Below are 16,456 nucleotides of genomic sequence, written 5' to 3' on the forward strand. Positions count from 1 at the left end.
CACCAGAGGCATCCCCATGGCCGCTTCCGGCCATGGGGATGCGTGGCCCCGGCCTCACGGCCGGGGCCTTCCGTCTACCGCCCCTCCCCCAGCTTCTCGTTGATGATCCTGCTGATCTCCGCGGCGTGGACCGGGCTGCACAGCTCGGTGTGGCCGGTCTCGATGTCGTACTCCTCGATGGAGCCGCGGATGTGCTGCTTCCACTGTCCGGCGTACGAATCGGTCGGGTTCTGCGTCGCGTTGAAGAACAGCGCGTCCCCGGAGAAGTCCGGCGTGCTGAACTTCTTCAGGATCCCCACGTGGTTGATCACCACCGAGGCCGATGTCTCCAGCACCCTCTGGTAGTCGTCCGCACCGACCAGGTGGCCGATGTAGTCCTCCATCTGGCGCTCGACATCCTCCTGCGATGCGGACTCGGCGTCCTCGAAGAAGGCGGCCGGTGCGCAGTCGAGCAGTCCGAGCAGCGCCACCTGGTGCCCGCGGCGCTCCAGTTCGGCGGCGATGGCGTGCGCCGCGGTGCCGCCGAAGGAGTAGCCGAGCAGGTGGTACGGCCCCTCCGGCTGTACGGCGCGCATCCGCTCGATGTAGTCGTCGACCATCTCCTCGAGTGACTCGGGGTTGGGCGCCCCGCTGTAGGCCTGGGCCTGGAAGGCGTAGACCGGCCGGTCCCGCAGGTGCGGGGCGAAGTTGAGGTACAGCCAGCTGAGGCCGAAGCCGGGCTGGATGAACCACAGCGGTTCCTTGGACCCGCCTGTCCGGATCTGGAGCACCCGCGCGTACGGATCCTCGACGCGCGGCGCCTCACCGGTGCTCAGCTGCTCGGCCAGCTCGGCGACGGTGCCGTACTGGAACACCGTGCGGATCGGGAGGTCGACCCCCAGGTCCTTGCCGATCCGGCCGACCAATTGGGCCGCGAGGAGCGAATGCCCGCCCAGGGTGAAGAAGTTGTCGTCGATCCCCACCCGCTCCAGGCCGAGCACGTCGGCGAACAGCTCGGCGAGCCGCTCCTCCTGCTCGGTGCGCGGCGCCCGGTACTCGGTGCCGAGGAACTCCGGCTCCGGCAGGGCCGCCCGGTTGAGCTTGCCGTTCGGCATCAGCGGAAGCCGCTCCACCGGGACGACCGCCGCCGGAACCATGTATTCCGGCAGCTTCTCCGCCAGATACGCCCGCAGCTCGGTGCCGACGAGCTCGGCGCCGTCCGCGGCGGGCACCGCGTAGCCGACCAGTTGCTTGCTGGAGCCGGCGGCGTCGCGGGCGATGACCACCGCCCGACCGACGCCCGGGTGGCCGGCGAGCGCCGCCTCGATCTCCCCGGGCTCGATGCGGAAGCCGCGCACCTTCACCTGGGCATCGGCCCGGCCCGCGTACTCCAGGCGCCCCTCGGGGCTCCACCGGGCCAGGTCTCCGGTGCGGTACATCCGCTCGCCCGGCCGCCCGAACGGATCGGCGACGAACCGGTCCGCGGTCAGCCCGGTGCGGCCGTGGTAGCCGCGGCCGATGGCCCCGGCGACGTACAACTCGCCGACCACGCCCGGCGGGACCGGGGTCAGACCGGGCCCGAGCACGTACGCCCGCATGTTGCCCAGGGGGGTGCCGATGGGCGCGCTGTCGGTGCCGGTCCACTCCTGCGCGGCGGGCAGCGCGAACGCGCTGGCGTAGAAGCTCTCGCTCTGCCCGTAGCCGTTGGCGACCTGCACGCCGGGCAGCGCCTCGCGCACCCGTCGGACGAGCTGCGCGGGCAGGGCCTCGCCGGCGAAGATCACCGTGTGGACGTCGACCCTCCCGGCGACGCGGTCCACGAGCTCGGCGAAGGCCGACGGCACGGCGCTGATCACGCCGCCGCTCCAGCGCTCCCGGTCGCCCAGGGCGAGCACGTCCCGCACGACCTCGACCGTGCCGCCGGTGCCCAGCGTCGTGAAGATCTCGAACACCGAGACATCGAAGTTGACCGATGTCCCCGCGAGCGTCCGGGAGCCCGCCGGCACGCCCAGGGCCTTGACCAGCTCGGTCACGCCGTTGGTGACGCCGTGCTGGGTGATGGCCACGCCCTTGGGCGTCCCGGTGGAGCCGGAGGTGTACATCACGTACGCCAGGTGCCGCGGCAGCAGCGGGCAGCTCCGGTCCTCGTCGCGGGGGTCGCCGTCAGCGCCCGTGGTGAGGTCGAGTTCGTCGAGGTGCAACCGCGGCAGATCGCCCAGCGGCAGCCCCTCGGCGGTCCGGCTGTCGGTCAGGACCAGCAGCGGACGCGCCTCCGCCATGACGAACCCGAGGCGGTGGCCCGGATAGGCCGGGTCGACCGGCAGGTACGCCGCCCCGGACTTGAGGATGCCGAGCATCGCCGCCACCAGGTCCGCCGACCGCGGCAGCGCGAGGCCGACCACGGTCTCCGGGCCGGCGCCGCGCCGGATCAGCTCGTGGGCGAGCCGGTTGGCCCGCTCGTTCAGCTCCCGGTAGCTCCACGACACGCCGTCGGACTCGACGGCGACGGCGTCCGGGGTCAGCGAGACCTGCCGCTCGACCAGCTCCGGCACGGTCAGCTCGGGTGCGCCGGTCGCGGTGGCCGTCAGTTCCTCCAGCAGCCAGGTGCGTTCGGCCTCGTCGGTGACGTCGACCGTGTCGGCCGGCTGCCCCGGATCGGCGATCAGCTGCCGCAGGACGCGCAGCAGCCGGGCGCCGATACCCGCCACGGTGTCGTGTCCGAACACGTCGCGCCGGTAGTCGAGCGAGAACAGCAGCTGGGGTTCGCCCACCGCCATCAGGGTCAGCGGGTAGTGCGTGCCGGAGAACGGCCGGATGCCGGTGCAGGTCAGGCCCGCGGCCGTGTTGGCCTCGGCCAGCCCGATCCGGTCGACCGGGTAGGACTCGTAGACGACCAGGGTGTCGAAGAGCGTCGGGAGTCCGGTGGCCTGCTGGATCTCGGTCAGGCCGTAGTGGTGGTGGTCGAGCAGCGCCGTCTGGCGCCGCTGGAGCTCCGTGAGCAGCTCGGCCAGGGTCTCCCCGTGCCGGTGCCCCACGCGGACGGGCAGGGTGTTGATGAAGAGCCCGACCATCGAGTCCACGCCGGTGACCGCGGGCGGGCGGCCGGAGACGGTGGCGCCGAACACCACGTCCTGGCGTCCGGTCAACTGCCCCAGCAGGAGTGCCCAGGCGCCCTGGACGACGGTGTTGACCGTGACGCCGAGCTCACCGGCCCGGCGGGCCAGCTCCCGGCTCTCCTCCAGGCTGAGCGCGACCTCGGCGTGGCCGATCTCGGCTGCCTCGCCGTCGGCGGAGACCATGGCCGGCGCCAGCATCGTGGGCTCGTCGACGTCGTCGAGTTCGGCCTGCCACGCCTGGGCGGCGGCGTCCCGGTCCTGGGCGGAGAGCCAGGTCAGGAAGTCACGGTAGCCGCGCACCTTGGGCAGGGCGGTGGCGTCGCCGTGGGAGCCGTACAGGCGCAGCAGGTCCTGCATGAGCAGGGGCCCGGACCAGCCGTCGAAGAGGACGTGGTGGGCGGTGAGGACCAGTTCGGACCGCTCGCCCTCCATCCGCACCAGGGCCAGCCGCAGCAGCGGCGGCGCGATCGGGTCGAAGTGGTCGGTGTGGTCCTCGGCGAGGAACCGCTCGAACGCCTCGGTCCGCTCCTCCTCGGACAGCCCGCGCAGGTCGAGGTCCCGCCAGGGCAGCTCGACGCCGCTCAGCACCAGCTGCACCCAGCCGCCGTCCGCGTCCGGCACGAACGCCGTACGCAGGTTGGCGTACCGGTCCAGCAGGGCCTGGCCCGCCGCCCGCATCCGCTCCGGCTCCACGTGCCCGGAGAGGTGGAAGACGAACTGCATCTGGTACGCGTCGAAGTCCGAGTCGCTGTCGGCGACCAGGGACTGGAAGAGCAGGCCGGACTGGAGCGCGGTCAGCGGCCACACGTCCGTCAGGCCCGGGTACCGCTGCTCCCAGCCCTCGATCTCCCGCTGGCTCACCGACACCAGCGGCAGGTCCGACGGTGTCAGACCGCCCGCGTCCGGCTCGCCCGCATGCCGCGCCAGCCCGGTCAGGGCGGTGGCCCACAGGTCGGCCAGCTCCTGCACCTCGTCGCGGCCCAGTACACCGGCCGGGAAGGAGAGCATCGCGTCCAGCCGCGGCCCGGAGGCCGTGTCCGTCACGAACGAGTTGACTTCGAGCGCCGACATCGCCGGCATGTCCGTCTCCACGGAGAGGTCGAGGTCGTCGGCGTCCGTGGCCTGGGTCCAGCCCAGGCCGCGCAGCTCTTCGGGCATGTCGGAGGAGGAGAACCGGCCCAGGTAGTTGAAGCCGATCTGCGGATCCGCGTAACCGGACAGCTCCGGAGCCGTCCGCTCGTTCAGATAGCGCAGCAGCCCGAAGCCGAGGCCCTTGTCCGGTACGGCCAGCAACTGCTCCTTGACCGCCTTGACCACACCACCGGCCGCCGCGCCACCGGCGAGCGCCTCCGCCAGGTCGAACCCGGCCACGTCCAGGCGCACCGGGAACATGCTCGTGAACCAGCCCACCGTGCGCGACAGATCCGCGCCCGGCACGACCTCCTCCTCACGCCCGTGCCCCTCAAGGCGCACCAGCGTCGAGGACGCGCTCACGCCGCGGCTCTCGCGCCAGCGCGCCACCGCCATCGCGAAGCCCGCCAGGAGGCCGTCGTTCACACCGCCGCGGAAGGCCGCGGGCACCGCCGTCAGCAGCGCCTCCGTCACCTCCACGGGGAGTTCGAGGCGCACCGTCTCCAGGGTGGACATGGTGTCGACCTTCGGATCCAGCGCACGGCTGCCGAGGACCGGGTCGGGGCCCTCCAGCATGCCCTTCCACAGCGGCAGCTCGGCCGTACGCCGCTCGCTCGACGCCTCGTCGGCCATGGCGTACGTCCAGCGGCGGGCGGAGGTGGACACCTCCGGCAGCTCCGGATCGCGGCCTTCCCGCACCGCGGCCCAGGCGGCCGCGAAGTCCGGCAGCAGGATCCGCCACGACACCCCGTCCACGACGAAGTGGTGCAGCACCACGAACAACCGGCCCGCGGTCTTGGGGCCCGCGTCGAACCACACGAACTGCGCCATCGCCCCGGCGGCCGGATCCAACCGGTCCATCGCGGCGCCGAGTTCGGCCGTGGCCTGGGCGCGCCACTTCTTCGTGTTCCAACGGCCGGTGCACTCCACCCGGCGGATCGCCCCGCCGACCCGGACGGCGCCCGGCGCGGCCACCTCGATGCTCCAGCCGGCACCATCGCCGTCCCCGGCCACCAGCCGCGACCGCAGCATGTCGTGCCGGTCCACCACCGCCGACAGCGTCGCCGTCAGGCCCGCCTCGTCGATGCCCACCGGCAGGTCCAGGACGGTGGACATGGAGAACTGGCCGATACCGCCGCCCAGCTCCATGAGGTAGGCGCCGACGGGCAGCAGCGGCATCGTGCCGACGCCGCCGCCCTCCAGCTCCTCGAGGACCACGCTGGTGCCGATCCGGGCGTTCGCCGCCAGTTCGGCGACGGTGCGGCACTCGAAGACCTGCCGCGGGCTCACCTCGACGCCCTGCGCCCGGGCCCGCGTCACCACCTGGATCGACCGGATGCTGTCACCGCCGACGGCGAAGAAGTCGTCGTCGATGCCCACCCGGTCCACACCCAGCACCTCGGCGTAGACCGACGCCAGGATCTCCTCCTCCGGCGACCGCGGGGCCCGGTACTCGCCTCCGGCGAAGTCCGGGTCCGGCAGCGCCTTCCGGTCGACCTTGCCGTTGGGGTCCAGGGGGTAGCGGTCCAGCACGACGAACGCGCCGGGCACCAGGAACTCGGGCAGCCGCGCGGCCACGAACCGGCGCAGCTCGGCCACGTCGAGCTGGGCGTTGAAGTCGACGTCGTCTCCGCCGAGGACCTCGTCGGCCCCGACCGGCACCACGTAGCCGACGAGCTGCTTGCCGCCCCCTCCGCGTCCCTCGCGGACGAGCACGAGCGCCTTCTCCACGGCGGGGTGCGCGACGATCGCGGCCTCGACCTCGCTGGGCTCGACGCGGAACCCGCGGATCTTCATCTGCGAGTCACCGCGGCCGACGTACTCGATGGCGCCCTCGGGGGTCCAGCGGACCAGGTCGCCGGTGCGGTACATGCGGTCGCCCGCGGGCCCGAACGGGTCCGCCACGAACCGCTCGGCGGTCAGGCCGGGCCGCTGGTTGTAGGCACGGCCGATCGCACCCGCGACGTACAGCTCACCCACGACGCCGACCGGGACCGGGGACAGGCCCGCCCCCAGGACGTAGGTCCGCATGTTGCCCAGCGGCATGCCGATCGGGACGTTGCCCGTGCCCGACCAGTCGTCGGGGACGGGGTAGGTCGTGGCGTAGAAGTCCTCCGTCTGCCCGTAGGCCTGGAAGATCCGGGTGTCCGGGATCGCGGTCCGCACCCTCTCCAGGAGCGCCGCGGACAGTCCGTCGCCGCCGAGGACCACCGCGTCCACGTCGATCTTCCCGGCGACCTGGTCGAGGATCTCGGCGAACACGGACGGAACCGCGTGGATCACGCCGCCGGTCCACCCGCCGCGCTCGGCCAGCTCCAGGACGTCGCGGACCATCTCGACCTCGGCGCCCCGGCTCAGCGAGGTGAACACCTCGAACACCGAGACGTCGAAGTTGATCGAGGTGGCGCCGAGCACCCGCTGACCCGGCACCACGTCCACCACGGCCCCGAGCCGCAGGACGCCGTTGACCAGGTTGCCGTGGTGGATGGCCACGCCCTTCGGGTTTCCGGTGGAGCCGGAGGTGTACATCACGTATGCGAGGTTGTCCGACCGCAGCGGCGCGGAGCGCTCGGCGTCGGTCAGGTCCGTGCCGTCGCCGACGGTGAGGTCCAGCTCCTCCAGGAGCAGCAGCGGGGTGTCCCCCTCCGGCAGCACCCCCGCCGTCGCGGCGTCGGTGAGCACCAGCCCGGGACGGGACTCGGACAGGATGAAGTCGAGGCGGCGGCTCGGGTAGCGCGGGTCGATCGGCAGGTAGCCCGCGCCCGACTTCAGGATCCCGACGAGTCCGGCCACCAGCTCGGCCGAGGGGTGCAGCGAGATGCCGACCAGCGACTCGGGGCCGGCGCCGCGCCGGACCAGTTCGCGTGCGAGCCGGTTGGCCCGCTCGTTGAGCTCCCGGTACGTCCACGACACATCGCCGTGCACCACGGCGACCGCGTCCGGAGTCGCGGCAACCTGCTGTTCGACCAGCCCCACCAGCGTCGTGTCGGGCGTGGGAGCGGCGGTGTCGTTGATGTCGTACAGGAGCCGCGCGCGCTCGGCGGCGGAGAGCACGTCGACCGTGCCGATCCGGCCGCCGGGGTCGGCCACCAGCCGCTCCAGGGCGCGCACGAAGCGGTCCGCGATGGTTTCGGCGGTGCCCGGGTCGAACAGGTCGGTGGCGTACTCGAGGTAGCCGCGGGCGCCGTCGCCCTCCTGGTCGGCGGCCAGGGTCAGATACATGTCGAACTTCGCGGTGCGGGTCGGGACGATCTCCAGCTCCGTGCGCACCCCGGGCAGGTCGAAGCCGAGCGCCGCGTTGTCGTCCCAGGCGCACATCACCTGGAACAGCGGGTGGTAGGAGCGGGACCGCTCCGGCTTCAGGAGCTCCACCAGGAGCTCGAACGGAGCGTCCTGGTTCTCGTACGCCGCGATGGCCTTGTCCCGCACCCGGCCGAGGAGGTCCTCGAAGGACGGGTTCCCGGACAGGTCGACGCGGAGCACCCAGGTGTTGACGAAGAAGCCGACCAGGTCGTCGAGGGCCTCGTCGGTGCGCCCGGCGATCGGGGTGCCGATCGAGATGTCCTCGTCGCCGCCCAGCTGGTTCAGGAGCACGGCGAACACGGCCTGCAGGGCCATGTTCATCGTGACGTCGTGCCTGCGGGCCAGCTCCCTTACGGAGGCGACGAGTTCCGGTGCGACGGGGAACTCCAGCATCTCGCCGCGGTAGCTGGCGGCGGGCGGCCGCGGCCGGTCCGTGACCAGTCGCAGCGGCTGCGGGGCGCCGTCGAGCTCGGCACGCCAGTAGTCGAGCTGCGCGGCGACGAGGCTCTCGGAGTCGTCCTCCTCGCCGAGGAGTTCGCGCTGCCACAGGGTGTAGTCGGCGTACTGCACCGGCAGTTCGTCCCACTCGGGCGCCCGGCCCTCGCGGCGGGCCGCGTAGGCCTGCGACAGGTCGCGCACCAGCGGGCCCATCGACTCGCCGTCGGCCGCGATGTGGTGCAGCACCAGGGCGAGGACGTGCTCGTCGGGCGCGCAGCGCAGTAGTTCCGCGTGCACGGGGATGTCCGTCGCCAGCTCGAAGGCGTGGCCCATCACGGCGGACACCGCCTCGGCGACGGCGTCCGGCGCCACGTCGGTCACCGGCAGGTCGAGTGCGACCTCGTCGGCGGGGACGATCCGCTGGAAGGGCACTCCGGCGGCGTCCTCGTCCATCAGGGTGCGCAGGCTCTCGTGCCTGTGGACCACGTCCCGCACGGCCGCCGCCAGGGCGTCCGCGTCCAGGTCGCCGGTCAGCCGCAGCGCCACCGGGATGTTGTAGGTGGCGGAGGCGCCCTCGAAGCGGTGGATGAACCACAGCCGGCGCTGTGCGAACGACAGCGGCACCACGCCCGTGCCGTCGTCGCGGCGGCGCAGCGCGGGCCGCGGCCGGCCGCCCTCGTCCAGCCGCGCGGACAGCTCGGCGACGCTCGGCGCGTCGAAGACGGCACGGGGCTTCAGCTCGACGCCGAGGGCCTCGCGGACGCGGCTGACGAGCCGGGTCACCAGCAGCGAGTGACCGCCGAGGGTGAAGAAGTTGTCGTCGATGCCGACCCGCTCGGCGCCCAGGATGTCGGCGAACAGCTCGGCGAGCCGCTGCTCCTGCTCGGTGCGGGGCGCCCGGTACTCCGCCGCGGTGAACTCCGGCTCCGGCAGGGCCTTGCGGTCCAGCTTGCCGTTGGTCGAGATCGGCAGCCGGTCCATGAGGACGAAGGCGGCCGGGACCATGTGCTCGGGCAGGTTCCGGGCCACGTGGGCGCGCAGTTCCTCGACGCCGGGTGCGTCGGCGCCCTGCACGACGTAGGCCACCAGCTGCTTGCCCGCGGCGCCGCGACCGGTGCGGGCGACCACCGCGACCTGAGCCACGCCGGGGTGGGCGTCCAGGACGGTCTCGACCTCGCCGGGCTCGACCCGGAAGCCGCGGATCTTCACCTGGTCGTCGATCCGGCCGAGGTACTCGAGCTGGCCGTCGGCGCGCCAGCGCACCTGGTCGCCGCTGCGGTACATGCGCGCGCCCGGCTCGCCGAACGGGTCCGCGACGAAGCGGTCGGCGGTCAGTCCGGGGCGGTTCAGATAGCCGCGGCCGACGCCGGCGCCGGAGATGTACAGCTCGCCCGCGACGCCGGGGGGCGCCAGGCGCAGGCACTCGTCCAGGACGTACAGGCGGGCGTTGAGCACCGGCCGGCCGATCGGCGGCGCCGTGCCGTCGGCGGTCATCGGGTCGCTCAGGGTCGCGACGCAGGTGGTCTCCGTGGGCCCGTAGCCGTTGATCAGCCTGCGGCCCGGCGACCAGGTCTCCACGATGCCGGTCGGGACGGATTCGGTGCCGACGCCGAGCGTGTGCAGGTGCTCCAGGTTGTCCGGCGGCACGGTGGCGAGGATGGCCGTGGGCAGCAGGGCGATGTTGATCTTCGACTCGGCGAGCGTCGCGCCCAGCGCCTCGCCCAGCTGCTGCTCGGACGGCACCACGAGGGTGCCGCCGGCGGCGAAGGCCACCAGCCACTCCATCACCGAGACGTCGAAGCTCGGCGACACACAGGCGAGCACCCGCGACCGCGCCGTCGCCCGGAAGTGCTCCACCTCCTTGCGCGCGAGGCTGGGCAGGCCGCTGTGCGGGATGACCACGCCCTTGGGCCGGCCGGTCGAGCCGGAGGTGAAGATGACGTACGCCGGGTTGCGGGGGTCGAGGGGGCCGACCCGGTCCGCGTCCGTCGGGTCGTGGTCGGGCCGCTCCGCCAGGTGCGCGAGGACGGCGGGGTCGTCGAGCTCGACGATCTCGGCGTCCGCCGGCAGGCCGGCGGCGAACTCGGCGCGGGTCAGGACCAGCGTGGGCAGGGCGTCCTCGAGCAGGAAGGAGATCCGCTCGGCGGGGTAGGCGGGGTCGATCGGCAGGTGCACGCCGCCGGCCTTCATCACCGCGAGCAGGGCGACGATCACATCGCCCGAGCGGGGCAGTGCCACGCCGACCACGGTCTCCGGGCCCACGCCGCGCCCGATCAGCCAGTGCGCGAGCCGGTTCGCCCGGGCGTTCAGCTCCCGGTACGACAGGGACTGCTCGCCGGCGATCATCGCGAGGGCGTCCGGGGCGGCCGCGACCTGGCGCTCGAACAGCTGCGGCACGGTGGTGCCGGGCACCTCCTCCGCCGTGTCGTTGAGGCCGTTCAGGAGGTTCTCGCGCTCCTCGGGCGTCAGCACGTCCAGGGTGCCGAGCACCCGCCCGGGCTCCGCCGTCAGCTGCCGCAGGATCCGCAGCAGCCGCTGCGCGGTGTCCTCGATGTACGCGCGGTCGAAGACGTCGTCCTGGTACTGGAGGGACAGCTGGGCCCGCTGGCCGACGTCGATGGCCACCGTCAGCGGGTAGTTGGTGGCGGAGAACGGCCGGATGCCGGTGAAGACGATCCCGGCCTCGGTGTTGGCCTCGGCCAGGCCCGTCTGGTCGACCGGGTAGGACTCGTAGACGAAGAGGGTGTCGAAGAGCGTCGGGAGTCCGGTGGCCCGCTGGATGTCCGCGAGGCCGTAGTGGTGGTGGTCGAGCAGCGCGGTCTGCCGCTCCTGCATCCCGGACACCAGGGAGGCCAGGGTGTCCGCGCCGGTGAGGGGCACCCGCACGGGCAGGGTGTTGATGAACAGGCCGACCATCGAGTCCACGCCGGACACCGCGGGCGGGCGGCCGGAGACGGTCGTGCCGAACACCACGTCCTGGCGTCCGGTCAACTGGCCGAGCAGGAGCGCCCAGGCGCCCTGGACGACGGTGTTGACGGTGACGCCGAGCTCACCGGCCCGGCGGACCAGCTCGCGGGTCTCGTCCACGCTGAGGGCGATCTCGACCTGGTCGAAGCCGGTCGCGTCGGTGGTCGGCGCGGCGGGCGCCGAGGACGCCAGCAGGGTCGGCTCGTCGATGCCGGCGAGTTCGGCCCGCCAGGCCTGACCTGCGGCGTCCCGGTCCTGGGCGGAGAGCCAGCCCAGGAAGTCGCGGTAGCCGCGCACCTTGGGCAGCGCGGTGCCGTCGCCGTGGGAGCCGTACAGGCGCAGCAGGTCCTGCATGAGCAGCGGGATGGACCAGCCGTCGAAGAGCACGTGGTGGGCGGTCATGACGAGCTCGGAGCGCTCGTCCTCCATCCGCACCAGCGCGAGGCGCAGCAGCGGCGGCGCGGCCGCGTCGAAGTGGTCGGTGTGGTCCTCGGCGAGGAACCGCTCGAAGGCCTCGTCGCGCTCCCGCTCGGGCAGGGCGCGCAGGTCGAGTTCGCGCCACGGCAGTTGGACGCCGTCGAGTACGAGCTGCACCCAGTCGCCGTCCGCGTCCGCGACGAAGGCCGTGCGCAGGTTGGCGTGGCGGTCGAGCAGGGCCTGGCCCGCCGCCCGCATCCGCTCGGGACGCACCTGTCCGTCGACGTGGAAGGCCAGCTGGACCTGGTAGATGTCCAGGTCGGACTCGGTGAGCAGGGACTGGAAGAGCAGGCCGGACTGGAGGGCCGTGAGCGGCCATACGTCCGACAGGCCGGGGTAGCGCTGCTCCCAGAGCTCGATCTCCCGCTGCCCGACCGAGACCAGCGGCAGGTCGGAGGGCGTCAGCCCGCCCGCGTCCGGCTCCGCGACGTGGCGGGCGAGCGCGGTGAGCGCGGCGCACCACAGGTCCGCCAGCTCCCGCACCTCGTCGCGGCTCAGGACCCCGCCGGGGAAGGAGAACTGCGCGTCGAGGCGCGGCCCGGACGCCGTGTCCGTCACGAACGAGTTGACCTCCAGGGCCGACAGGGTCGGCATGTCCGCGTCGAGGCCCACCTCCAGGTCGTCGGTGTCCATCACCTGGGTCCAGCCCAGGCCCCGCAGGTCCTCGGGCATGTCCGTGGAGGAGAACCGGCCCAGGTAGTTGAAGCCGATCTGCGGGTCCGCGTAGCCGGAGAGGACCGGCGCCGTCCGCTCGTTGAGGTACCGCAGCAGACCGAAGCCGAGGCCCTTGTCGGGCACGGAGAGGAGCTGCTCCTTGACCGCCTTGACCACACCGCCGGCGGCCGCACCACCGGCGAAGGCCTCCGCGAGCTCGAAGCCCGCCACGTCCAGGCGCACCGGGAACATGCTGGTGAACCAGCCCACCGTGCGCGACAGGTCCGCGCCCGGCACGACCTCCTCCTCACGCCCGTGCCCCTCAAGGCGCACCAGCGTCGAGGACGCGCTCACGCCGCGGCTCTCGCGCCAGCGCGCCACCGCCATCGCGAACCCGGCGAGGAGGCCGTCGTTCACCCCGCCGCGGAAGGCCGCGGGCACCGCCGTCAGCAGCGCCTCGGTGACCTCCACCGGCACCTCGAGGCGCACCGTCTCCATGGTGGACATGGTGTCGACGGCCGGGTCCAGCGGGCGGCTGCCGAGGACGGGGTCCGGCCCCTCCAGCATGCCCTGCCAGAGCGGGAGTTCGGCGATCCTGGCCTCGGCCGACGCCTCGTCCACCAGCGCGTGCGTCCAGCGCCGCGCGGAGGTCGCCACCTCGGGCAGCTCCGGCCGGCGGCCGTCGCGTACCGCCGCCCACGCCGCCGCGAAGTCCGGCAGCAGGATGCGCCACGACACCCCGTCCACGACGAAGTGGTGGAGCACCACGAAGAGGCGGCCCGCCGCCTTGGCGCCGGCGTCGAACCACACGTACTGCGCCATGACACCGGCGGCCGGGTCCAGCCGGTCCATCGCGGCGTCGAGTTCGGATGCGGCCAGGGCGCGCCAGCGCTTGGTGTCCCAGCGGCCGGTGCACTCCACCCGCCGGATCAGCGCCTCGACCGGGACCGCGCCGGGCTCCGCCACCTCAAGGCGCCGCCCGGACGCGTCGCCGCCGTCGGCCACCAGGCGCGAGCGCAGCATGTCGTGCCGGTCCGTGACCGCCGAGAGGGTGGCCGTCAGGCCCGCCTCGTCGATGCCCAGGGGCAGGTCGAGGCCGGTCGCCATCGTGAACCGGCCGATCCCGCCGCCGAGTTCCATCAGGTACGCGCCGACCGGGAGCAGCGGCATCGGGCCGACGCCACCGCCCTCGAACTCCTCCAGTACCACGCCGCCACCGGCGAGCCCGCGGGCGACGGCGGCCTCCGCCAGTTCGGCGACGGTGCGGCGCTCGAAGACCTCGCGGGGGCTGACCTCGACGCCCTGCGCCCGGGCCCGCGTCACCACCTGGATCGACCGGATGCTGTCGCCGCCGACGGCGAAGAAGTCGTCGTCGATGCCCACCCGGTCGAGACCGAGGACCTCGGCGTACACCGACGCGAGGACCTCCTCCTCCGGCGACCGCGGCGCGCGGTACTCGCCGCCGGTGAACTCCGGCTCCGGCAGCGCACGCCGGTCCAGCTTGCCGTTGGGCGCGAGCGGCAGCCGGTCGATGACGACCAGGGCCGCGGGCACCATGTACTCGGGCAGCCGCGCGGCCGCGAACCGGCGCAGCTCGGCCACGTCGACTCCGGCCCGGAAGTCCGTCTCCACGGCGCCGACGCCCTCGAAGGCGGGCACGATGTAGCCGACGAGCTGCTTGCCGCCCGTGCCGGCCGCCTCCCGGACCAGCACGACGGCCTGCGCCACGCTCGGGTGGGCGGCCAGCGCCGTCTCGATCTCCGCCGGTTCGATGCGGAAGCCCCGCACCTTGACCTGGGTGTCGTCGCGCCCGACGCACTCGAGGACCCCGGCGGCGGTCCACCGCGCCAGGTCGCCGGTGCGGTACATCCGGTCGCCCGCGGGCCCGTACGGGTCGGCCACGAAGCGCTCGGCGGTCAGCCCGGCGCGGCTGTGGTAGCCCCGGCCCACCGCGCCCGCGACGTAGAGCTCGCCCACCACACCGGGCGCGACCGGAGCGAGGTTCGGGCCGAGGACGTAGGTCCGCATGTTGCCCAGCGGCCGGCCGATCGGCGCGTTGCCGGTGCCGTCCCACGACTCGTCGGCCGCCAGCTCGAACGTCGACGCGTAGAAGCTCTCGCTCTGGCCGTAGCCGTTCACGACGCGGACGCCGGGCATCGCCGTGCGTACCCGCTCCACCAGGGCCGCGGACAGCGTCTCACCGGCGAAGATCAACGTGCCGACCTCGGTGTGGTCGGCGATCTCGTCGACCAGTTCCGCGAACACCGACGGCACCGAGCTGATCACGGCGCCGTTCCAGGCGTCCCGCTCCCCCAGCTCCAGGACGTCCCGGACCACCTCGACCGAAGCGCCGTGCGACAGCGCGGTGAAGATCTCGAACACCGAGACGTCGAAGTTGATCGACGTGCCGCCCAGCATGCGCGAACCGGCCGAGACCTCGACCGACTTCGCCAGGCGCAGCACGCCGTTGACGACTCCGTGGTGCGTGATGGCCACGCCCTTGGGCGTACCGGTGGAGCCGGAGGTGTACATCACGTACGCCACGTTGTCCGGGCGCAGCGCCGCCGCCCGCTCGGCGTCGGCCAGGTCGGTGCCGTCGCCGGCGGTGAGGTCCACCTCGTCCAGGAGGAGCCGCGGGGTGTCACCGACCGACAGGGCGCCCACCGTCTCGGCATCGGTCAGGACCAGCTCGGGGCGCGCCTCGGACAGGATGAGGTCGAGGCGCTGGCTCGGGTAGCGCGGGTCGATCGGCAGATAGCCCGCGCCCGACTTCAGGATGCCGAGCAGCCCCACGACCAGGTCGGCGGAGCGCGGCAGCGCCAGCGCCACCAGGGACTCCGGTCCCGCGCCGCGCCGGACCAGTTCGCGCGCGAGCCGGTTGGCCCGCTCGTTGACCTCCCGGTACGTCCACGTCACCGGGCCGCATTCGACCGCGACCGCGTCCGGGGTGGCGGCCACCTGCCGCTCCACCAGGCCCGCCACGGTCAGCTCCGGCGTCGGTGCGGCGGTGTCGTTGGCCCCGTACAGCAGCTGCTCGCGCTCGGCGGCGGAGAGCACGTCGACCGTGCCGATCCGGCCGCCGGGGTCGGCCACCACCTGCTTCAGGACCCGGACGAAGCGGTCCGTGATCGCCTCGGCGGTGCTCTGGTCGAACAGGTCGGTGGCGTACTCCAGGACGCCGGCGACGCCCTCGCCGGAGGCGTCGAGGCCGAGGCTGAACTCCAGGTCGAACTTGGCCGTGAAGGTCGACGGGATCTCCAGCGTCGCCCGCACGCCGGGCAGCTCGAAGTCGATGTGGACGGTCTTGTCCTGCCAGGCGAACATCACCTGGAACAGCGGGTGGTAGGCCCGGGACCGCTCCGGCTTCAGCAGCTCCACCAGGCGTTCGAACGGGGCGTCCTGGTTGTCGTAGGCCGCGAACGCCTTGTCCCGCACCCGGTCGAGAACCTGGGCGAAGGTCGGGTCGCCGGACAGGTCGGCGCGGAGCACCCAGGTGTTGACGAAGAAGCCGATCAGGTCGGCGAGGGCCTCGTCGGTGCGCCCGGCGATCGGAGAGCCGATCGAGATGTCGTCGCCGCCGCCCAGCTGGTTGAGGAGCACCGCGAGGGCCGACTGGAGCACCATCGGCGCCGAGGCGCCGCTGGCCTCGGCCAGTGCCTGCACCGCGGCCCAGTCGGCCGGCTCGACCGCGAACTCCACGAGGCCGCCCTTGTGGCTGGCCACAGCCGGCCTGGAGCGGTCCACCGGCAGCTGGATCTGCTGCGGCGTGTCGGCCAACTCTGTTGTCCAGTAGGAAAGTTGGGCCGAGAGTTCGCTGTCCGGGTCGCTCTCCTCGCCCAGGGAATCCCGCTGCCACAGGGTGTAGTCGGCGTACTGCACGGGCAGTTCGTCCCATTCGGGCGCCCGGCCGGCGCTGCGGGCCTCGTACGCCTGCGACAGGTCGCGCACCAGCGGCACCATCGACTCGCCGTCGGCCGCGATGTGGTGCACCACCAGGACCAGGACGTGGCTGTCGGGGGCACACCGCAGCAGCTCCGCGCGGAGGGGGATCTCCGCCGACAGCTCGAACGCGTAGGCGCCCAGCGCGGACACCGCGTCGGCGACCGCGTCCGGCGCGACGTCGGCCACCGGCACGCCGAAGTCCATCTCGGCGACCGGGACCACCTGCTGGAAGGGCACGCCGTCGTCGTCCACATCGACCAGCGTGCGCAGGGCCTCGTGCCGGACCACCACGTCCCGCACGGCCGCCGCCAGCGCGTCCGCGTCCAGCGCACCGGTCAGCCGCACCGTCACCGGGATGTTGTAGGTGGCGGACGGCCCCTCGAAACGGTGCAGGAACCACAACCGGCGCTGCGCGAACGACAACTGGATCATTTCGTCTCTACTTCCTT

General features: G+C 73.0%; 1 protein-coding gene. It reads right to left on the minus strand.

Annotated features, from left to right (window positions below; translation table 11 throughout):
• Nucleotides 1-74: 74 nt before the first annotated feature.
• Nucleotides 75-16,439 carry an amino acid adenylation domain-containing protein gene (locus ACQUSR_RS10045; protein WP_431042217.1) on the minus strand — a complete coding sequence of 5,455 codons (16,365 nt, stop codon included), beginning with the start codon at nt 16,437-16,439 and terminating at the stop codon, nt 75-77.
• Nucleotides 16,440-16,456 lie beyond the last annotated feature (17 nt).

Source organism: Streptomyces sp. P1-3, from assembly GCF_050613155.1.
Taxonomy (GTDB): domain Bacteria; phylum Actinomycetota; class Actinomycetes; order Streptomycetales; family Streptomycetaceae; genus Streptomyces.

Coding starts and splice junctions, on each gene's coding strand:
- ACQUSR_RS10045 (WP_431042217.1), bottom strand. CDS start 16,439: ATGATCCAGTTGTCGTTCGCGCAGCGCCGGTTGTGGTTCCTGCACCGT.